We start from the raw sequence: 19,684 nt of genomic DNA, 5'->3' as shown, positions 1-19,684 counted from the left end.
TCCCGGTAAACCGATACTGCTACAATGAGGATATATCGTATGGGGAAAGAGGCGCGTGCGGCCATGACGAGATTAACCTACTACCGAAGAATCCAGTTGTCCTTTCTCTTGTTTATTATTTTTCCGATCCTCGCCGTTTCGGTTATTTCATACACGCTATTGAAGCAGAACATGATAGAGAAGTTTCAGATCAGCAACAACAGCATGCTGAACGTTATTGTCGGGGAGATCGACCGGACGATCGATGACGTGACCTTTGCCTCGCATTATATCGTAAACGATTCGGAGCTGCGGGCATCCCTTAATCTGTTCGCGGATACAAGCAGGCTGAATACGTATACCGACTATACCCGTTTTATCCGGATAAAAGACAGCTTCTCCATGATTACATCCAAGCCGCTGAACAATAGCATTCATATGTATCTGGTCAACCGGGCGAACTTTATCCTGTCGCCGGATTCGGAGAATTTAGCGGCAATCAACAGCAAGCTTGTTCCGCTCCTCAAGAACGTAAATGCCTCGAAGCCGGTGGTTCTGCAATATCTTGGACTCCTTCATGACAGTGCGGATGATGCCGGCACGTATTATCTGGCGAGAGTGATAGGGGATGGAGGAGGCAAGCCTTACAGCGCCGTGCTGCTTGTCGGTATTGAGGCTGCTTATTTCGAAAAGCTGCTCGAGCGGGTCGAATTCGGGCAGATTGCATTGTTTGACGGGGCAGGCAAACCGATTGCGGGCAGCCCGGATGTTCGGCTTCAGCCAAGAGGCACCCCGGATTCCGTATTTCGGACGCAGCTAACGCTGGACAAAACCGACTGGAAGCTGGCTTACGAGACGTCCGAGGATTCGCTCTTTGGCCAAATCTCCCGCGCTTTTTATATCGGAATCGGACTAGTGCTGGTGTTTACGCTGCTGTTCTCGGTTATTTCGCTATTGTTCGCCAGAAGGCTGCATAGTCCGATTCAGAAGCTGCAGCGGGTTGCCCGCCAGTTCGCGCTCGGGAACCGCGATATGCGGCTTGAAGTAAAGGGCAGGGACGATATTGCGGAGCTTGGGCATTCCTTTAACGGAATGCTGGACGAGATAGAAGTACTGATTACGAATATCGAACAGGAGCAGGAGAAAAAGAGGGTCATGGAGCTGGAAGCCCTGTTTATGCAAATCCGGCCGCATTTTCTGATCAATACGCTTAATTCGATCAAATGCAGTCTTATTCTTAGCAAGGACCAAGTGCATAGCGGCATTGTCGACTCGTTAATGAATCTGCTGCGGGCCTATCTGAAGGTTAATACGCCATCCTCGCTGGAGGAAGTGTGCCGGCTGCTTGGTTATTACGTCGATATAATGAAGATCCGAAGCGAAATGCCGCTATCTATTGAAGCCCGCATCGAACCGGAGCTGAAGAGCTTGATTGTGCCCAAGCTGGTTCTTCAGCCTATAGTCGAGAATGCGATTGTACACGGTCTGGACGAGAAAGACTTGCTTCATATCGTTGTTCATGCTTACCGGGAGCAAGGCCGTATTTACGTGGCAATCGAAGACGATGGCTGCGGCATGGACGAGGAGCAGCTTGCCTGGCTGAACAGGCAATTAAACGCTTCCCCGGACATAGACACGGACGCGGAGGAGTATGTCCCTTACGAGCGGGTAGGACTGAGGAACGTCATTCAGCGTCTCAAGCTGACGTACGGCTCCGCGGAGATGAAGCTGAGCTCCAATGCCGCAGGCGGCATTACCGTTATTCTGGCCATTCCGATTCCAAGTCCGTCCGGACAGGAGGTATCCCATGTATAAAGTCATGCTGATTGATGATGATGTCCCGATGCTTAAAGTGCTGCAGCAGATGATTGAATGGGAGCAGCTTGATTTGCACGTGGCCGCAAGCACGTTCTCGAGCGTAAAGGCGCTGCATCTGTTCAAGGAGACGATGCCGGATATCGTCATTACGGATATCGGGCTGCCGAAGAAGAACGGAATCGAGCTGGCCGCCGAATTCGCGGAAATAAAACCGGGCGTGAGAATTATATTTCTGACCTGCCACGAGGAATTTCATTATGCCCAGCAGGCGGTCAAGCTGGATGCCGACGATTATTTGATCAAGGATCAATTGACGGCCGACCAGCTGGAGGAGAGTCTTCGCAAATCGGTTACCCGTATGAAGGGACGGAAGACGGAAGAAGTCCCGGATTCCGATGCCTATAGCATCGAGCTGCAAAAACGAGCGTTATTCCAGATGATTATGGACGGAGCGGATCTGGAGAAGACGCGGGCCTATGCTTCGCGCGCCCAAATCGAGTGGCCGTATGCGTGCTTTATGATGGGGATGATTCATCTTCGGTATTCGGATTTCGAACTGCTCTACAACCGGAGCAACATTCCGCTGATCCGGTACGCCATTTACAATATTGCCCTGGAAATTGCCCAGTCCTATAAAGAGATTACGCCGTTTATCGATCAGGATCATTTTATGGTGCTGTACAATTACCGTCCGAATCTGGCCGGGAATGATCAGGCTTACCTGCAATCGTATCTGGACGAGCTGCTTCGCCAGGTGGCCGCGTACCTTCGGATTACGCTGCAGATCGTTCTGGTCACCGACAAGCTTGTGCTACAAGCGGCAGGCTCCGTCTATCAGCAGATCAGAAGCGGCAAGCCGGAGTTTTACCGGGCGGGCCGCGTGGCCGCGGCATCGTCTTCGCAGCTGCTCGGCCAGCTCTTCTACCCGGTGCCGCCGGACTTTAATTCGGCATTCCGCGGCGAGCTTGAGCGCGCCGTCCTCGAGAAGAATACCGGGGAGATGCGAGGCGTGCTGCTCCGTTTCGGGCAGGAGGCGGCAAGCCGCCGGATTGAGCCGGAGGAATGGACCGAGGCGCTTGTTCAGCTGCTTCGCGAAGCCGAAATCCTGTTCCCGCGGAGAAAAGCGGAAGAGGACGTCTACGCTTATATCGATGCGGCAAGAACGATGGAGGATGCGCTGGAGCTGGCCGTTGGCCGGCTGGAGCGACTTGCCCAAGATCAGCTTGGGCATGCCGGAGGCTCTGCCAAATCGCGGGAGCCGCGGCTTCAGGTCATCCAAGCCTTTATCGACAATCATCTGTCGGACAATATTACGTCCATTGATATCGCGCAGTACTTATATTTGAACCCAAGCTACTTCTCCCGTTATTTCAAACGGCTGACGGGGCTTAGCTTTACGGACTATGTGCACCAGTACAAAATGAAGATCGCCGCCAACATGCTGAAGAGCTCCGGCCAGACGCTCGAGACGCTTGCCGTCGGGCTTGGTTATTCCGACCGCGCTTATTTCTCGAAGGTGTTCAAGAAGTACATCGGCTTCACCCCAAGCCAGTTCAAGCAAAAGCATCAGCTGGTCCGCAAATCATAATGCCGCAAACATGATATCAACGGAATGTTAAGTCATAGATTTCTCTCCAAGATGCCGCTCCTTACAGCGGCATTTTGCATGCCCGGGTCATGCCTGGTTTTTACGTTGCACGTATTACAGCATAATGCCGCCTATTGACCTAGTAAAAAGAATGATGTTGTATATTTTGCAGTATATTTCTCTCAAAACGGGCCTAAGAACTCCAATTCAGTCCAATATGCTGTATTTCGATCATCGTACGCAGCCGAAGTGCGCGATTTGAGCGTATTAGGATGTAATTTATGCAATGTAGGTTGGGAGGGGCTGATAAGAGCAGTCCAGCCAATTCCCAAGCCCTTGCTATACCCGGAAAAGGCCATGCCTCGAGCGCGGCTTTTTTGCGTTGCCGGTACCTCGCCGCTCCGCCTCAAAAAAGGTCAAAATCTTCCCTGTATCGGGTCAGAATACTTCGCTTACAAACCGGCTCGATCGTTTATTATGATCTCAACATAAGAGTTGAGGTGATGGTATGGAAGTCGTCAAACAAACGGCGGGCACCGGCCATGCGGCTGCAGCCAAGAAAAGATTTTGGACGCCGTCGCGCAGAGAGGCGCTGGTCGGCTGGTTATTCCTCATTCCCGAGATTGTCGGGATGCTGCTGTTAAACGTCTTTGCCTTAGGGTTCTCCTTATATTTGAGCTTCTCCAAATGGGACATGCTATCCGGCCTTCCCGGTATCGAATGGATCGGGCTTGGCAACTACAAGGAGCTGTTCCGTGATCCGGCCATCCTGGAGGCGCTGAAAAACAATCTGCTGTACACCGTCATGACGGTGCCGATTCCGATCGCGATTGCGCTGGTGCTGGCCGTTGTTATCAATAACAGCGTTTTTCTGAAAAGCTACTTCAAGGTTGTTTTCTTTATCCCGTACATCTCGTCGATCATCGCGATTGCCGCGGTATGGAGCGCTTTGCTGCATCCGTCCCTCGGTCCGATTAACCAGCTGCTGATGCAGCTTGGCATTGACGCTCCGCCGAAGTGGCTGGTTGATCCGAAGACCTCGCTGCTCTCCATCGCGATCATCGGCACATGGGCGAGCCTCGGCTACACGATTATTATTTATACCGCGGGTCTGACCAACATCTCGAATGAAATTTACGAAGCATCCGAGATTGACGGGGCGTCCCCGCTGAAGAAATTTTTCCGGATCACGGTGCCTCTGCTGCGTCCAACGACCTTTTTCCTTGCGATTACGATGCTGATCGGATCGTTTAAGGTATTTGACATCATCTCGTACCTGACGGAAGGCGGCCCTAACAATTCGTCTACCGTATTGGTCTACCGGATCTACGAAGAAGGCTTCCGCAATTATGATATGGGCTATGCCTCTGCGATCTCCTGGCTGCTCTTCGCCATTATCGGCATCATTACGGCGGCGACGTGGAAGCTTGGGAAGGATTAAGAAAGGGAGGGACTACCTGTGACAACAAAACTGTCAAAAAGCATTTTTACCGTCTTGCTCGGAGCATTCTCTCTGATGTTCCTGACCCCGCTGGTCTGGATGGTCTCGTCGGCCTTTAAGTTCGAGAAGGATGTCATGCGCTTCCCGATCCAGTGGATTCCGGAGAAAATAAACCTCGTCTACAACTTCAAATCCGTCTGGATGGGAAGAGTTCCGTTTTACGATTTCTACTGGAACTCCCTGAAGGTTGCCATCATCACAACGGTTATTACGCTGCTGATCTCCTCGATGTCGGCTTACGCGCTGACGAAGCTGCGCTTCCGTGGACGTCACATGATCTTTCTGGCGATGCTGTCCTTTATGATCATTCCCGATCAAGCGACGCTGATTCCTCGGTTTCTCATCATCCGCTGGCTGGGGCTGTACGATACGCATGCCGCGATTATTCTGATGAGCATGTTCTCGATCTACTTCACGTTCCTGCTGCGGCAGTTCATGTCCGATATCAGCGATGAATATTTGGAGGCGGCGCGCATCGACGGCGCGGGACATCTGCGGACGTTCTTCTCGATTATGATTCCGCTCTGCAGGCCCGTCTTGGCGACAGTGGCGATCATCAAGTTTATCTGGACCTGGAACGATTACCAGAACCCGCTTATTTTCCTCCTGAGCAAAAAGCTGTACACGATTCCGCTTGGCATTACGCTGTTCCGGGATGATTACACGAATAACTATGCGATTATGATGATGGCGGCCTTGTCGGCGATTATCCCTCTTCTGGCTATCTTCATTATCATGCAGAAGCAGGTCATTAACGGGATTGCGCTAGGCGGCGTGAAAGGGTAAGGTAGTCAAAAAAGTACTCGTTACACCTCAAAATTATACACTTGGCAAAATGGGACGATCGTTATACTGGGTGTGTAGTCATTATAAAGTTCTAGGGGGAAGCAGAAATGAAACAAGCAAAACGCAAGTTTACGGCGGTAGCGGGCTTGCTGCTGGCCGGCACGGTTGCGCTCAGCGCATGCGGAGGCAATAACTCGGCGAATTCGGGCAGCGAAGGCTCATCCGGATCAGGCAAGTCGGAACCCGTAACGATCAAGTATTACAACTGGGATAACGAAGCCCAAGCGGTGGCAACCGACGCGATGCTGGACGAATTCATGACCAAGAATCCGGATATCAAGGTTGAGCATGTCGTTCTCGTCCCGGGTGATTCCGTTGAAATGCTGAAAAAGCTGGACTTCCTGATCTCCTCGGGCGAGGCGGTTGACGTTGTGGCGATGCCGAACCTTGGAGCTGTCTACGAGCGTGCAACAAGAGGTGCATTGGCACCGTTAAATGAATTTTATAAACAGGAAAATCTGGTGCCGGAAGACGAGTATTATGTGAATCCGAAGATTGACGACAACTACTACGGCATGCAGCTGACTTCAAGCTTCAACTACGTGCTGCTGAACAAGGATGCGCTCGATGAAGCGGGCCTGCCGGTTCCAACCTACGGCTGGACCTGGGATGACTACCGCGACTATGCCAAGAAGCTGACCAAAGGCGAAGGCGTGTACAAGCGCTACGGCACGTACTTCCATACCTGGGAGCTGTACATGAACGCGCCGGCGCAGACGGTGATGAAGGATCCGTTCCGTTATGACGACGGATCGACGATTTTGTCCGATCCTTCCTATAAATACTTCTTCCAGCTCCGCAAGGATATGGAGAACGTCGACAAATCGGCCAAGCCTTACGCCGATGTGCTTGCGGCCAAGCTGAATTACCGGACGGAATTCTTTAACGAGCAGGCTGCCATGATTTTGACGGGAAGCTTTACGATTCCGGACGTAGGCAATCAGGAGCAATACCCGCATACGTTCAAGACGGCATTTGCACCGGTACCGCTGCCTCCGAAAGGCGCCGAGCCTAAGAATTACGAAGGCGGCAAATATTTCACAAGCGGCAGCTCGGTTGTGATGGGCGAAAGCTCCAAGCATAAAGACGCTTCGTTTAAGCTGATGCGCTTTATGACAACCGCGGATTCCGAGAAGCGCACCGAATTCTCCGGCTGGAAAAAAGCGGACAACAAGGCGCTGCTGGACCGCATCATTGGCGGGAACAAAGATCTGTATGACGTAGATTCGCTGCAAAGCACGCTGTTTGGCGACAACATCAAATACCTGGATGCTTCCAGCGTGATTACGGTATCGACATCCGAACTGACCAAGGTCATCGACGACGGCTTCAGCAAGTTTATGCTGAGCAACGAATCGATTGACGATGTGCAGAAGTGGATGGTTGACCAAGCAACGAAAATAATTAATGAGAAAGAAAACAAATAATCGCTCATAAGCTAACGGAAGAGAGCTTCGGAGACAACCTGCCGGTTGCTCCGGGGCTTTCTTCCGTTAGCGGGGCATGGGCAAATGGGAGGTACAAGGTGAGCCGTTTAACGTGGAAGGATCAGAGATATTGGCTGGATGGGGAGGAGTTCCGGATTTTGTCCGGGGCGATTCATTATTTCCGGGTTGTGCCGGAGTATTGGGAGGACAGGCTGCTGAAGCTGAAGGCGTGCGGTTTCAATACGGTGGAGACATACATTCCGTGGAACCTGCATGAGCCCCGGGAGGGAAGCTTCCGTTTCGACGGGATTGCGGATGTCGCCCGTTTTATAGAAACGGCGGGCCGGCTCGGGCTATACGTCATTGTCCGTCCCAGCCCTTACATATGCGCGGAGTGGGAGTTTGGCGGCCTGCCGGCCTGGCTGCTGAAATCGTCCATGGGCTTGCGCTGCATGGATAACGAATATCTGGAAAAAGTCGACCTCTACTATAACGAGCTCGTTCCGCGCCTGCTGCCGCTGCTGGATTCGCAGGGCGGTCCCGTCATTGCGATGCAGGTCGAGAATGAATACGGAAGCTACGGCAACGATACCGCTTATTTAGCTTACATAAAGAATGGCCTGATCCGGCGCGGAGTTGACTGCCTGCTGTTTACTTCGGACGGTCCCACGGACGAGATGCTGCTGGGCGGAACGGTTGACGGGCTTCACGCCACGGTTAACTTTGGCTCGCGCGCAGCCGAATCCTTCGGGAAATACCGGGAGTACCGGCAGGAAGAGCCGCTCATGGTCATGGAATATTGGCTTGGATGGTTCGACCATTGGAGAAAGCCGCATCATGTCCGGGATGCAGGGGATGTTGCGAGCGTATTGGACGAAATGCTGCAGCAAGGGGCCTCCGTCAATTTGTACATGTTCCATGGAGGGACGAACTTCGGCTATTACAACGGAGCCAACTACGGCGAGCGTTATGAGCCAACGGTGACCAGCTACGATTACGATGCGCCTCTGACGGAATGGGGGGACGTAACCGACAAATACAAAGCCATTCGCGGGGTGCTCGAAAAGCATGGCATACCGGAAGGAGCTCCGTTCCCCGCTCCGATTCCGAAGAAAACGTACGGCAAGGTCGCTTTGACGCAGCGGGGGGAATTGCTGGATCAGCTCGGGCAGGTATCCGCCGAGCAAGTGCAGTCCGTTGGCATCCGGCCGATGGAGCATTTCGATCAGGCGTACGGTTTTATTTTGTACTCGACGCAGGTTAAAGGGCCAAGAACCAGACAAAAGCTGCATCTTCGCGAGGTGCGCGACCGGGCTCAGGTGTTTCTGGACGGCAAGCTGATTGGCGTTGCCGAGCGTTGGAATCCGCAGCCGATCGAGATCTCGGTTCCAAGAGAAGGGGCAAGACTGGATGTCCTGGTCGAAAATATGGGGCGCGTCAATTACGGGCCTTATCTGCGAGATCATAAAGGAATAACGGAGGGCATCCTGATCGATAACCAGTTCCAGTCGAACTGGACGGTTAGCCTGCTGCCGTTTGAGTCCGAGCAGCTCGCTCGTGTTCACTATGAGTCGGTGGAAGTAACAGAGGTACGGCAGCCTGACGGGCGTCCTGCCTTCTATCGCGGATTTGTTGAAGTGGACGAGCCTGCGGATACGTTCCTGCGCTTCGACGGCTGGCAGAAGGGGATCGCCTGGATTAACGGCTTCCAGCTTGGCCGTTATTGGGAAGCCGGTCCGCAGCGTGCGTTATACGTGCCGGCTCCGCTGCTCCGCAAGGGAGGCAATGAAGTCATTCTGTTTGAACTGCACGGCGTACACGGGCTTCCCGAAGTGACGTTGACGGATATGCCTGACCTAGGCGACACGGCCGCCGTAGACGAGCAGGTGCTGAATTTCGTGCAGGAAGAGGAGTAGGAAATTAAGGCGGATCGAAGACTATTCGATTCGCCTTTTGACGTCATTTTGAAGTTTTTTACCATTATAGAATTTATAAGTTCCTAAGGCAGCGGAAGCTGAAATTCTATATGGCGATAAAACCACCCCCTATACGCGGTCGCTCATCTTCGAAAGACCTGGATAGAGGTATTCTCACAATTCCGCTATTCCATAAATCCGATTAATCCTATAAGATAAAATTAATTTAATTTTATCGCCTATATAGAAAAAGTCTATCGATAAGGTCGCGGAGGGATTATCCATGAATATTGAGAACATCGAAGCTTTTGTGTACGTCAATCATTACGGCAGTTTTAATAAAGCGGCGGAGGTGCTCTTCCTCTCCCAGCCATCCGTCACCGCCCGCATTCAGACCCTGGAGAGAGAGCTCGACTGCCGGCTGTTTGACCGGCTCGGCAAGCAAATCATGCTGACGGAGAAGGGCAAGCAGTTCCTTCCTTACGCCCAGCAAATCCTCCAAACGATTCAGAAAGGCCGTCTCCATCTGCAGGAGAAGGGAGCACGTCCGCAGGAGCTTCGGATCGGAAGCACCGTGTCCGTCTCGAATTATCTGATTCCCGACTTGCTGCCGAGGCTTACCCGTTTATTCCCGCGTTTAACCTTCAAGTTAACAACGGCTCCTTCGGATGACCTAGTCAAAAAGCTGCTCGACCGGGAGATCGATATCGCTTTTGTTAGAAAGCTTGTTCATCCTTCCCTTCAGTCATTTTCCTACTATGAGGATCCTATCCGGCTCTATGTCTATGAGGGGCATCCGTTTGCGGAAGAAGGCCGGGTATCGATCGACGAGATCCAGGATCAACCGCTTGTTTTCTTCGAATGCGGCTCGCTGGACTGGCTGCGCCTTCACCGCGTATTCGAGCATCTGGAGCAGCCTCCGCGCATCGTTTTCCATGCGGATAATTCGGAGACCGCCAAGAAGCTTGTGCTGCAGAAGGCAGGCATTTGCTTCCTGCCGGGCTTATGCGCCAGGGAGGAAGTAAGCAGAGGAAGGCTTATTCCGATTGAGATTGAAGAGACCAAAGGGATTTCCCTGCAGACGAACCTGATTGCGCTGACGGGAGAGAACGAGGAGTATATACAGGCACTGCTGCCCAAGGATAATTTGAGCTTTTACAGCATTTAGAACGGACCAATAGAATCAATCGATCGATAGAGAAAGTCTATTAGCGCGGGTAGGCGGATCGATGATACATTAATACCATCTTAATTCTTAGTAAGTTTATAGGAATTATTTAATTAGACATTTGAGGGGTGGAACTATGAGTGAATTGTTTAGGCAAGCGGGAATCGATGATGCGGAGCGTCTCCGTGAGGTGACGTATGAAGCCTATTCGCTCATTCGGGAGCTGAAGCTGAATTGGCCAGCGGCGAATGCCGGTCTGGATCAGATACGGGACAACATTACACAGAATGAATGTTACGTGCTGGAAGCAGACGGCGTTATCGTCGCAACGATTACCTTGTCGAGAAACGATGAGGTGAAGGCCATTACGGATCTGCCGTTTATCAAATGGTTTGCGGTCCATCCCGGCGAGCAGGGCAAAGGATACGGCGACAAGCTGCTGACCTGGGTCGAGAATACAATCATTCGAGATAAGGAAGGGGCGCCCGCGGTAACGCTCGGAACGGCCGAGAAGCATCCGTGGCTTCTGCCGATGTACCAGCGCAGAGGCTACGAAAGCATCCGCTCCTTCGATTCCGGCAACGGCGACGGAACGATGCATTTGCTCCGCAAAATTGTGAATCCGGAGCTGTTCGAGAAGGTCAGCCGGGAACAAACCGCGGCGAATTAATTCAATAATTATAATCGGGGGTTACTTATATGAAGAAAAAAGCACTAGTCGTTACAGCCGCATTATCGCTCATCCTGGTGGCGGCGGGCTGCGGCTCGAACAATAAATCGGATAACACGCAAGCGCAAAACGGCAATAAAACGGCTGCAAACGTATCGGCATCCGGCAATGCCGGCGGTGAAGCGAAGAAGGTTGTCATCGGCACGGGCACCGGATTCCCGCAAGTATGCTTTATCGACGAGAACGGGAAGCTGACGGGCTTTGACGTTGAGCTTATCAAAGAGATCGACAAGCGTCTGCCGCAATACGAATTCGATATTCAAACGATGGAATTCTCGAACCTGCTGCTCAGCCTGGAGACGAACAAGATTGATCTTGTTGCCCATGAAATGGAGAAAAATCCGGAGCGCGAAGCGAAATACCTGTTCAACAAAGAGCCATACGCTCACTGGAGAAATAAAATCGTTGTTCCTCAGGACAACAACACGATCCATTCCCTTGATGATCTGGCGGGCAAAAAGGTACTGGTTGGCGCAACTAGCGCGCAAGCGCAAATTCTGGAGAACTACAACAAGGATCATGACAAGAAGATCAACATCGTCTACCAAAACGGCGCAGCTAACGATACGGTCAGCCAAATTACGACCGGCCGCGTAGACGCTACGTTGGCAGCCGACTTTACCTTGTCCTTGATCGATCCGCAAGCGAAGCTGAAGACAACGGGCGATAACCTGTCCGAAGCCGACATTCTGTTCGTGCTCCGCAAGAACGATCCGGCAGAACAAGAGCTGTCCGATGCGATTGACGTGGCTCTGAAGGAGCTTAAAGCAGACGGAACGCTCGGCAAATTGAGCACCGAATGGCTGGGCGGCGACTTTACGGCGGACAGCGGGAAATAGCAAGCGAAAGTGAATGAGTAATGAGAGGTGAGACCGCAAGATGGAGTATGGCTTCGATATTAATTATGTGTTCGATTTTATTCCCAAACTGCTGAGTACGCTGAATATTACCCTGCTCATTGTGGCAGGCGCTATCGGACTGGGGCTGCTTGTCGGTTTTCTCGTCGCTTTGCCCCGCCTTTACAACGTACCGGTGCTTCGGAATGTATCGATGGTGTATGTATCCTTCTTCCGGGGCACGCCGGTTCTCATTCAGCTGTTCCTGTTCTATTACGGCCTTCCGGAAATTTTGAAGCTGGCGTCGATCGACATTTCAAAGCTTCCCGTTCTTTATTTCGTTATTCTCACCTTTGGCCTAAACGTAGGCGCCTATGTATCGGAGACGATCCGGGCGGCCGTGCTCGCGGTTAACCGGGGGCAGGTGGAAGCGGCTTATGCCGTAGGCATGACCGGGTATCAGGCTTTTACCCGGATCGTGCTGCCGCAGGCGGTAGGGATTGCCGTTCCGGTATTCACCAATCTTGTCATTGCGATGCTGAAGGATACCTCGCTTGCTTTTACGCTGGGCGTTATGGAGATGACGGGCAAAGCTCAGACGCTTGGCTCGCTGTCCCAGCATTTTATCGAAACTTACATTGCGCTTGCCCTTATTTATCTTGTTATGAGTATCGTATTGGAACGTCTTATGCTGCTCGCGGAGCGCCGGTTGTCCCGTCATCTGCGCAGGGATAGCAATGAGAAGAACCGGTTTTTCAGCAGAAAACGCAAACGCCTGTCCTTGGGCGGCCTAACCCGCGAGTTAAAGGAGGTGCCTCGTTATGAAGCTTGATCCGTCCTTTATATGGACCGCATTCCTGCAGCTATGGTCGGCTGTTCCTACTACGCTGCTCATTACTCTCGTATCCGTGTCCGTCGGATTCGTGATCGGCGTAATAACGGCGCTAGCCCGAATTTACCGGATTCCGGTATTGTCCCAGCTGTCGAGCGGTTACGTGACCTTTATCCGCGGGACGCCGATGCTGACGCATCTGCTCCTCATTTATTTCGGATTGCCGATGCTTGTGGACGGATTGTCGGCGCAGTTCGATCTCGGATGGAATTCCGCCAAAATCCCTATGATCGGCTTTGCTTACATTTCATTCTCGATTACGGCTGGCGCTTATTTGTCGGAGGTTGTCCGTTCCGGGCTATTGGCGGTGGACCGCGGGCAGATGGAAGCGGCCTGGTCGATTGGCATGACAACGCCGCAGGCGCTTCGCCGCATCGTATTTCCGCAAGCGCTGGCAGCAAGCCTGCCGAACCTGTCCAACTCGGTTATCGGGATGCTGCACGGTTCGACGCTTGCTTTTACCGTATCGGTTGTCGACTTGAACGCCAAAGCGCAGATCGTGGCTTCGACGAACTGGAAGTTCTTCGAATCGTACGTCGCCGCGGCTTTGATATTCTGGGGATTAACGATCCTGATTGAACGTTTTACCGGCCTTATCGAAAGAAGAATCCGCGTGTACAGCAAGGGAGGGGTAGCATGATTAAGCTTAGCGGTATCCATAAGTCGTTTGGACGCCACGAGGTCCTGAAAGGGATTGATCTCACCGTGAATAAGGGCGAGGTTGTTGCCATTCTGGGGCCAAGCGGCTCAGGCAAAACCACGCTGCTGCGCTGCATCAATTATTTGGAGAAGCCAAGCGAAGGAGAGATCCGGATCGGCGATTTCGCCCTTAACGTGAAGCATGCGGGGAAAAAGGACATTTATTCGCTGCGCCAGCGCTCGGCGATGGTGTTCCAGCAGTACAATCTGTTCAGCCATAAGACGGCGCTCGAGAATGTGATCGAGGGACTGATTGTGGTAAAGAAGCTCGGCAAGGAAGAAGCGCGTAAACGCGGCATCGAGCTGCTCGAGAAGGTAGGCCTCGGCGCCAAGCTGGATGCTTATCCAAGCCAGCTGTCAGGCGGCCAGCAGCAGCGCGTCGGCATCGCAAGAGCGCTTGCGCTTGAGCCTGAAGTGATCTTGTTTGACGAGCCGACATCGGCGCTGGACCCCGAGCTTGTGGGCGAGGTGCTGGCCGTAATCCGCCGGATTGCCAAGGAAGGCATCACGATGATTATCGTGACGCATGAGATGGGCTTTGCCCAGGATGTTGCGAATCATGTGGTATTTATGGACGGCGGGGTTATCGTCGAGGAAGGCCCTCCGGCCGAGCTGTTCGGCAATCCGCAGGAAGAGCGGACCAAGCAGTTCCTGAAGCGTTTTACGTCGGAGTACAGCTATTCGATCTAGCAGTCTGAGCGCATGCTTTCGATGCAAGAATCATCATGAACAGCCTGCCAGGGCTATTTATGTGACAATTCTTTTAAGGAGGATTAAACGGCATGTCCATTACAATAAGCATTTTGGATCAAAGCCCGGTCTACCCGGGCGAAACTTCAGCCGAAGCATTCGCTCATACGGTTGCGCTGGCGCAAAAAGCGGAGGAGCTTGGCTTCCGCCGCTTCTGGGTATCGGAGCATCACGATTCCGAGCATGTAGCGGGCTCTTCGCCGGAGGTTCTTATCTCGTATTTGCTCGCCCGCACCAATAAGATTCGGGTTGGCTCCGGCGGTATTATGCTGCAGCACTACAGCCCTTATAAGGTAGCGGAGAACTTCCATGTTCTTGCTTCCCTCGAACCCGGCCGCGTTGATCTTGGCGTAGGCCGCGCTCCCGGCGGACTTCCGCGCAGCACGCAGGCGCTGCAGCGCAACATCGTGAACCCGTTGTCGCTCACGGACAAAATCGTCGAGCTCCGCGGATACGTAGAGGGACGGACGGAGGAAGAAGGTCCGCTGGCGGGACTTAAGGCGACGCCGATTCCGGCTGTAGCGCCGGAGCTGCACGTGCTGGGTGCTTCCGCGGACAGCGCGGAGCTGGCTGCAAGTCTTGGCCTGCCTTACGTATTCTCCCTCTTCATCGGAGGTGACGAGCAAGCTGCCGTTGATTCGGTTCTTCAATATAAGCAGGCCTTTAATTATGAGCTGGGTGCTGCCCCGCAAGCGATTCTGGCATTGGCTGCAATCGTAGCGGATACGGATGAAGAAGCGGTGAGCCTGATCCCGCCGCAAAAGCTGGTGAAGGTGCATTTGGCCAGCGGCCGCAAGGTTACGCTTGGCACGATTGAGCAGGCAGAGGCTTACGGTCAGCAATCCGGAGAGGCATACACCATTGAGGAGAAAGAGCCGCTTATCGCGGCAGGCTCAAAGGAAACCGTTCGCGGAAAGCTGCTTGCCTTGCAGGAAGCGACCGGCGTAGACGAGTTTATTATCACAACGAATATTTCGCCGTTCGAGAAACGGATCCGCTCGTATGAGCTGCTTAACGAGGCATTTGCCGAAGTAACGGCTTAAACATGGGAGGTGGGTGGACGAATGAGCAACGATACGACAACCCGCAGCGCTGCCGCGTTGGCGGGACGACTGACGGACATCCGCAGGGAGCTGCACCGCAATCCGGAGCTTTCCCACGAGGAGTTTGAAACGACAAGGCGAATCAAAAGCTGGCTTGAAGCCGCCGGTATCCGAATGGCTGATTATCCTCTAAAGACCGGGGTTATCGCCGAGATCGGAACGGGCTCACCGGTTATTGCGCTTCGCGCCGATATCGATGCCCTTCCCATCCAGGAAGAGACGGGACTGCCGTTCGCTTCGATTGTTCCGGGCAAAATGCATGCCTGCGGCCATGACTTTCATACGGCTGCCCTTGTCGGAGCCGCTTATTTATTGAAGGAACAGGAGCAGGAGCTGAAGGGCACGGTCCGGCTGATCTTCCAGCCGGCCGAGGAGAAGGCGAAAGGCGCGCGGCAGGTCATAGAAAGCGGTGCGCTGGAAGGCGTGCGGGCGATCTTCGGACTGCATAACAAGCCGGATCTGCCGGTTGGAACCATCGGCATTAAAGGCGGTCCGCTTATGGCGGCGGCCGACGGCTTTGTTGTTGAAGTCGCGGGACGCGGCTCGCATGCCGCCGTACCGGAAGCCGGCAATGACCCGGTTCTAACGGCTGCGCATATCGTTACCGCGCTGCAGTCGATTGTCAGCCGTAATGTAGGGGCGCTCGACAGCGCGGTGATCAGCGTTACGAAAGTGAATAGCGGTACGGCGTGGAATGTCATTCCGGAGAAGGCCGTGCTGGACGGCACGGTCCGCACCTTTGATCCGGCAGTCCGCCGCCGTGTCCGCCAGCGATTCGACCAGGTGGCAGCCGGCGTTGCCGCTGCCTTCGATACTACCGCCGTAGTCCGCTGGATTGAAGGTCCGCCTCCGGTTTACAACGATGAAGGATTAGCGGAGCTGGCATGGCGGGAAGCCGAGCGATTGAAGCTGCTTCCGGTTAGTCCGGTGCCTTCACTTGCCGGAGAAGATTTTGCGGCCTACCAGCAGCAGGTTCCGGGACTATTCGTCTTTGTAGGAACGGACGGGCCAAAAGAATGGCATCATCCGGCGTTTGATCTAGACGAACGCGCACTGCCTGTAGCGGCTGATTTCTTGGCCGGTACGGCCATTCGCGCAATATCAAACTTTGCGGCCGAACCGCAAGATCCAAAGGAGGACTTCCAATGAGTGCCATTGCTATTCAAGCTTATTTGGACACGCATCTTCAATTGACCCGGGCAATCGCAGGGGTAGACGAAGCGCAGCTGAAATGGAAAGAAAACGAAGCGAAATGGAGCATTACCGAGGTTTTGTCCCATTTGGCCGATCATAATATCGTGGTATCCTTCCGCATCCGCGACATTCTTGCGGATACGAAGGCGCAGCTTCCCGCTTTTAATCAGGACCTGTGGGTGTCGGGCCAGCATTCCAATGACGGCAACGCTTCCGATATTTTGAACGTTTTCTGGGCGCTGCTGCAGTACAACGGTCTGCTGTTTGGCCGGTTGAGCGAGCAGGATCTGGATAAAACAGGAGTCAACTTTAAAGGGGAAACGGTCCGCGTCCGCGACATTATTCAAGGCTTTACGAAGCATGTGGAGAACCATCTCGGTCAGATTGACCGGATTAAAGCGGCTTATCTGGCACAAGGACCTGCGGTTGTTGTTACAAGAGCACAAGGAGGGAATGAGTAATGGCTAAGCGTAAACAATTAAAGCTGGGCGCAATGCTGCATGGCGTCGGCAGCAGCACTTCGCTGTGGAGACATCCGGAGGTACCGTCGGATGCCAGCGTCAATTTCGAGCTGTACAAATCATGGGTCGAGAAAGCCGAAGCGGGCAAGTTCGATCTGGCGTTTATCGCCGACGGTCTTTATATAAACGAAAAATCGATCCCGCATTTCCTGAACCGCTTCGAGCCCATTACCATCTTGAGCGCACTCGCCGCCGTCAGCAAGCATATCGGTCTTGTAGGCACTCTCTCGACTTCGTATAGCGAGCCGTTTACGGTTGCGCGCCAGTTCGGTTCGCTTGACGTGATCAGCGGCGGCCGCGCAGGCTGGAATATCGTCACTTCCCCGCTTGAAGGCTCCGCGCTGAACTACGGCAAGAAGGAGCATCCGGACCATGATAAGCGTTACCGGATCGCAACGGAATACCTGGAAGTAACGCGAGGCCTGTGGGATTCGTGGGAGGACGATGCGTTTGTCCGCGACAAAGAGTCCGGCGTCTTCTTTGACCCTGCCAAGCTGCATACGCTTAATCACGAAGGCGAGTTCTTCTCCGTAAAAGGTCCTCTTAACATTGCCCGCTCGAAGCAGGGCCAGCCGGTTATTTTTCAGGCGGGAGCTTCAGAAGTTGGCAAGGATTATGCCGCTAAGCATGCGGATGCGATCTTCACCGGCCATGAGACCGTTGAAGACGCGGTTTCGTTCTATCAGGACGTGAAGCGCCGCGTGGCCGCGTTTGGGCGCAACCCGGATAACGTTCTTGTTTTCCCGGGCATTGGCCCTGTTATCGGCAGCACGGAGGAAGAGGCGGAGCGCAAATACCAGGAGGTTGCGGATCTGGTATCGGCGGAGAATGCGCTTCTGTATCTCGGCCGGTTCTTTGAGCATCACGATTTCTCTCAATATGATCTGGATGCGCCGTTCCCCGACCTTGGCGACCTTGGCCGCAACAGCTTCCAGAGCAGTACGGACAAAATAAAAGCCAATGCGAAGGAGAAAGGCCTGACGCTCCGCCAAGCGGCTCTGCAGGTTGCGACTCCTCGTCCGGTCTTTATCGGCACGCCTGAGCAGGTAGCCGACCGGGTGCAGGAATGGTTCGAAGCCGGCGCTGCCGACGGCTTTATGGTTGGTTCTTCCGTGCCGCATGGCCTTGAGGATTTCATTGAGCAGGTGGTTCCGATTCTGCAGGCGCGCGGCTTGTTCCGCACCGAGTATGAAGGCGATACGCTTCGCGGCAATCTAGGCCTGCCGATTCCGGCTAACCGTTATACGAAAGCGGCTGAACACGTTTGAGTCTGAGCATAAATAAAGCAGCCATGGAGGAGATGCTGGCGTATGCGGGCTCGTTGCATAACGAGCTTATCGCGATTCGCCGCGACCTGCATCGTCATCCGGAGCTGCTGTACGATACGGATCGTACGGCAGCATTGGTTGCGGGGCTGCTCGGGGAATGGGGGATCGACGTCCAGACGGGCGTCGGCCCCCATTTTGGCAAAGGCGTAGTAGGCGTGCTGCGCGGCGGGCTTGAGGGCGGCCGGACCCTTCTGCTGCGTGCCGATATGGATGCTCTCCCGATTACGGAATTAAACGATGTCGATTATAAATCGGAGAACGATGGAGTGATGCATGCCTGCGGTCATGACGCGCATACGGCTATGCTGCTTGGCGCGGCGAAGACGCTTGCGGCTTACCGGGAGGGCTTTGCCGGGGAGATCCGCTTTGTCTTCCAGCCTGCCGAGGAAGGGGCGCTGCCAAGTCCGCTGGACGGACGGCTGCTCTCCGGCGGGAGGGATATGATCGAGGCGGGCATCCTCGAAGGCGTTGACCGCTGTTATGCCCTGCATGTATGGCCGGAGCTTGATGCGGGCACGATTGGCACCCATTCGCAATATGCGATGGCGGCCTCCTCCCATTTTCACGTGACGTTTCAAGGGACGAACGGTCATCACAGCGCGCCTCATCTGGCGGCGGATGCGATCCAAATGACGGGTGCTTACATTGCCGGAGTAAACGGCATGATGGCAAACGGCATTGATCCGCGGGAGCAGGCGGTGCTTGCTTTCGGAACCGTGCGCGCCGGCACGGTCATTAATGCGATTGCCGAGCAAAGCGTCATAACGGGGACTTTCCGCGCGTTCAGCAAGCACACCGTTGCGGCCATTACGGCCGGACTGGAACGCCAAGCGCAAGCGGCATCGCTTGCCTATGGCGGCTTCTACCATATTGCCCTTCGCGAAGGGATTGCCGTTGTCAACGACAGCGAAGCGGTGGAAGAGGTAATTCGCGCAGGAACGTCTGTGCTTGGCGGGGAGAACGTGCGGCAGCAGCTTGAGCCAAGCCTGGCAGGAGAAGATTTCGGCTGGTATTTGGACCGGGTGCCGGGCGCTTTTATTCTGCTGGGCTGCCGGAATGAATCGCTTGACATTCGGGACGGGCTGCACCGGCCTATGTTTAATCTGGATGAGTCCGTGCTGGTTCACGGCACCAGGCTGCTCGTGCGGCTTGCCGCGGGATCATAAGTTAGAAAAAGCACCGATTGCTGAGGCAGTTGGTGCTTTTTTCTGTGAACCAAAGGCCGTGACCCATAGAGGATGCCTAACCGTCGATAGAAGAGATTTATAGGCTATTGTGCCGCTTAAAGCCGGGTGTTAGAGTATTGCCAAGATAAATTCCTATTAAACAGATGGGATATGTTACTATACCGGAAATTTATTGAGTCAGGCCAAATTTAGATAAGGGTG

General features: G+C 53.8%; 17 protein-coding genes. All 17 read left to right on the top strand.

Translation table 11 applies throughout. The features are described 5' to 3' along the window. Positions 1 to 39: 39 nt before the first annotated feature. The 17 genes from EV294_RS21795 (at position 40) to EV294_RS21715 (ending at position 19,462) form a co-directional block, all read left to right on the top strand. Positions 40 to 1,794 carry a sensor histidine kinase gene (locus EV294_RS21795; protein WP_207918173.1) on the top strand — a complete coding sequence of 585 codons (1,755 nt, stop codon included), beginning with the start codon at positions 40 to 42 and terminating at the stop codon, positions 1,792 to 1,794. Beyond that, positions 1,787 to 3,385: a response regulator transcription factor gene (locus EV294_RS21790; RefSeq protein WP_132310656.1), complete on the top strand. Its 1,599-nt coding sequence runs from the start codon at positions 1,787 to 1,789 to the stop codon at positions 3,383 to 3,385. Before EV294_RS21795 ends, EV294_RS21790 begins: the two co-directional genes overlap by 8 nt. Before the next feature lie 508 nt (positions 3,386 to 3,893). Further along, positions 3,894 to 4,826, top strand: a complete 933-nt coding sequence (locus EV294_RS21785) for a carbohydrate ABC transporter permease (RefSeq protein ID WP_132310654.1) — start codon at positions 3,894 to 3,896, stop codon at positions 4,824 to 4,826. 75 nt (positions 4,827 to 4,901) lie between these two features. After that, positions 4,902 to 5,672, top strand: a complete 771-nt coding sequence (locus tag EV294_RS21780) for a carbohydrate ABC transporter permease (RefSeq protein WP_243711755.1) — start codon at positions 4,902 to 4,904, stop codon at positions 5,670 to 5,672. Between the two features lie 107 nt (positions 5,673 to 5,779). Beyond that, the gene (locus tag EV294_RS21775) at positions 5,780 to 7,159 is read left to right on the top strand and encodes an ABC transporter substrate-binding protein (protein WP_132310650.1); all 1,380 of its coding nucleotides are present in this window, start codon (positions 5,780 to 5,782) and stop codon (positions 7,157 to 7,159) included. Positions 7,160 to 7,257: 98 nt separating this feature from the next. Continuing rightward, positions 7,258 to 9,075, top strand: a complete 1,818-nt coding sequence (locus EV294_RS21770) for a glycoside hydrolase family 35 protein (protein ID WP_132310648.1) — start codon at positions 7,258 to 7,260, stop codon at positions 9,073 to 9,075. A gap of 283 nt (positions 9,076 to 9,358) precedes the next feature. Then, complete coding sequence (locus EV294_RS21765; RefSeq protein ID WP_132310646.1) at positions 9,359 to 10,243, top strand: LysR family transcriptional regulator; 885 nt, start codon at positions 9,359 to 9,361, stop codon at positions 10,241 to 10,243. A 136-nt stretch (positions 10,244 to 10,379) separates the two neighbouring features. After that, on the top strand, positions 10,380 to 10,913 hold the full coding sequence (locus EV294_RS21760) for a GNAT family N-acetyltransferase (protein WP_132310644.1): 534 nt from the start codon (positions 10,380 to 10,382) through the stop codon (positions 10,911 to 10,913). 29 nt (positions 10,914 to 10,942) lie between these two features. Continuing rightward, positions 10,943 to 11,812 (top strand): transporter substrate-binding domain-containing protein, encoded by an 870-nt coding sequence (locus EV294_RS21755; protein WP_132310642.1) that lies wholly within the window; start codon positions 10,943 to 10,945, stop codon positions 11,810 to 11,812. A gap of 40 nt (positions 11,813 to 11,852) precedes the next feature. Beyond that, positions 11,853 to 12,641 (top strand): amino acid ABC transporter permease, encoded by a 789-nt coding sequence (locus EV294_RS21750; RefSeq protein WP_132310640.1) that lies wholly within the window; start codon positions 11,853 to 11,855, stop codon positions 12,639 to 12,641. Further along, positions 12,631 to 13,341 carry an amino acid ABC transporter permease gene (locus tag EV294_RS21745; protein ID WP_127498466.1) on the top strand — a complete coding sequence of 237 codons (711 nt, stop codon included), beginning with the start codon at positions 12,631 to 12,633 and terminating at the stop codon, positions 13,339 to 13,341. The genes EV294_RS21750 and EV294_RS21745 overlap by 11 nt, the downstream gene beginning before the upstream one ends. Beyond that, entirely contained in the window at positions 13,338 to 14,090 is a 753-nt protein-coding gene (locus EV294_RS21740; RefSeq protein ID WP_132310638.1) for an amino acid ABC transporter ATP-binding protein, read from the top strand. Before EV294_RS21745 ends, EV294_RS21740 begins: the two co-directional genes overlap by 4 nt. A 92-nt stretch (positions 14,091 to 14,182) precedes the next feature. After that, on the top strand, positions 14,183 to 15,193 hold the full coding sequence (locus tag EV294_RS21735; RefSeq protein ID WP_132310636.1) for an LLM class flavin-dependent oxidoreductase: 1,011 nt from the start codon (positions 14,183 to 14,185) through the stop codon (positions 15,191 to 15,193). A 21-nt stretch (positions 15,194 to 15,214) separates the two neighbouring features. Then, on the top strand, positions 15,215 to 16,402 hold the full coding sequence (locus tag EV294_RS21730) for an amidohydrolase (protein WP_132310635.1): 1,188 nt from the start codon (positions 15,215 to 15,217) through the stop codon (positions 16,400 to 16,402). After that, the gene (locus EV294_RS21725) at positions 16,399 to 16,908 is read left to right on the top strand and encodes a DinB family protein (RefSeq protein ID WP_132310633.1); all 510 of its coding nucleotides are present in this window, start codon (positions 16,399 to 16,401) and stop codon (positions 16,906 to 16,908) included. Before EV294_RS21730 ends, EV294_RS21725 begins: the two co-directional genes overlap by 4 nt. Then, entirely contained in the window at positions 16,908 to 18,236 is a 1,329-nt protein-coding gene (locus EV294_RS21720; RefSeq protein ID WP_132310631.1) for an LLM class flavin-dependent oxidoreductase, read from the top strand. The genes EV294_RS21725 and EV294_RS21720 overlap by 1 nt, the downstream gene beginning before the upstream one ends. Continuing rightward, a complete protein-coding gene (locus EV294_RS21715; protein WP_132310629.1) occupies positions 18,233 to 19,462 on the top strand; it encodes a M20 metallopeptidase family protein in 1,230 nt (409 codons plus the stop codon). The genes EV294_RS21720 and EV294_RS21715 overlap by 4 nt, the downstream gene beginning before the upstream one ends. The last annotated feature ends 222 nt before the right edge of the window (positions 19,463 to 19,684 follow it).

The organism is Paenibacillus sp. BK033, assembly GCF_004345425.1.
GTDB lineage: Bacteria > Bacillota > Bacilli > Paenibacillales > Paenibacillaceae > Pristimantibacillus.
The sequence above is the reverse complement of the archived record's forward strand: the minus strand, read 5'-3'. Positions and strand labels throughout refer to the sequence as shown.

Excerpts from the sequence above, each read along its gene's own strand:
- EV294_RS21780 (WP_243711755.1), top strand. The coding sequence starts at position 4,902 with ATGTTCCTGACCCCGCTGGTCTGGATGGTCTCGTCGGCCTTTAAGTTC.
- EV294_RS21765 (WP_132310646.1), top strand. The coding sequence starts at position 9,359 with ATGAATATTGAGAACATCGAAGCTTTTGTGTACGTCAATCATTACGGC.
- EV294_RS21745 (WP_127498466.1), top strand. The coding sequence starts at position 12,631 with ATGAAGCTTGATCCGTCCTTTATATGGACCGCATTCCTGCAGCTATGG.
- EV294_RS21755 (WP_132310642.1), top strand. The coding sequence starts at position 10,943 with ATGAAGAAAAAAGCACTAGTCGTTACAGCCGCATTATCGCTCATCCTG.
- EV294_RS21750 (WP_132310640.1), top strand. The coding sequence starts at position 11,853 with ATGGAGTATGGCTTCGATATTAATTATGTGTTCGATTTTATTCCCAAA.
- EV294_RS21735 (WP_132310636.1), top strand. The coding sequence starts at position 14,183 with ATGTCCATTACAATAAGCATTTTGGATCAAAGCCCGGTCTACCCGGGC.
- EV294_RS21760 (WP_132310644.1), top strand. The coding sequence starts at position 10,380 with ATGAGTGAATTGTTTAGGCAAGCGGGAATCGATGATGCGGAGCGTCTC.
- EV294_RS21785 (WP_132310654.1), top strand. The coding sequence starts at position 3,894 with ATGGAAGTCGTCAAACAAACGGCGGGCACCGGCCATGCGGCTGCAGCC.
- EV294_RS21720 (WP_132310631.1), top strand. The coding sequence starts at position 16,908 with ATGGCTAAGCGTAAACAATTAAAGCTGGGCGCAATGCTGCATGGCGTC.
- EV294_RS21775 (WP_132310650.1), top strand. The coding sequence starts at position 5,780 with ATGAAACAAGCAAAACGCAAGTTTACGGCGGTAGCGGGCTTGCTGCTG.
- EV294_RS21790 (WP_132310656.1), top strand. The coding sequence starts at position 1,787 with ATGTATAAAGTCATGCTGATTGATGATGATGTCCCGATGCTTAAAGTG.
- EV294_RS21730 (WP_132310635.1), top strand. The coding sequence starts at position 15,215 with ATGAGCAACGATACGACAACCCGCAGCGCTGCCGCGTTGGCGGGACGA.
- EV294_RS21725 (WP_132310633.1), top strand. The coding sequence starts at position 16,399 with ATGAGTGCCATTGCTATTCAAGCTTATTTGGACACGCATCTTCAATTG.
- EV294_RS21740 (WP_132310638.1), top strand. The coding sequence starts at position 13,338 with ATGATTAAGCTTAGCGGTATCCATAAGTCGTTTGGACGCCACGAGGTC.
- EV294_RS21795 (WP_207918173.1), top strand. The coding sequence starts at position 40 with ATGGGGAAAGAGGCGCGTGCGGCCATGACGAGATTAACCTACTACCGA.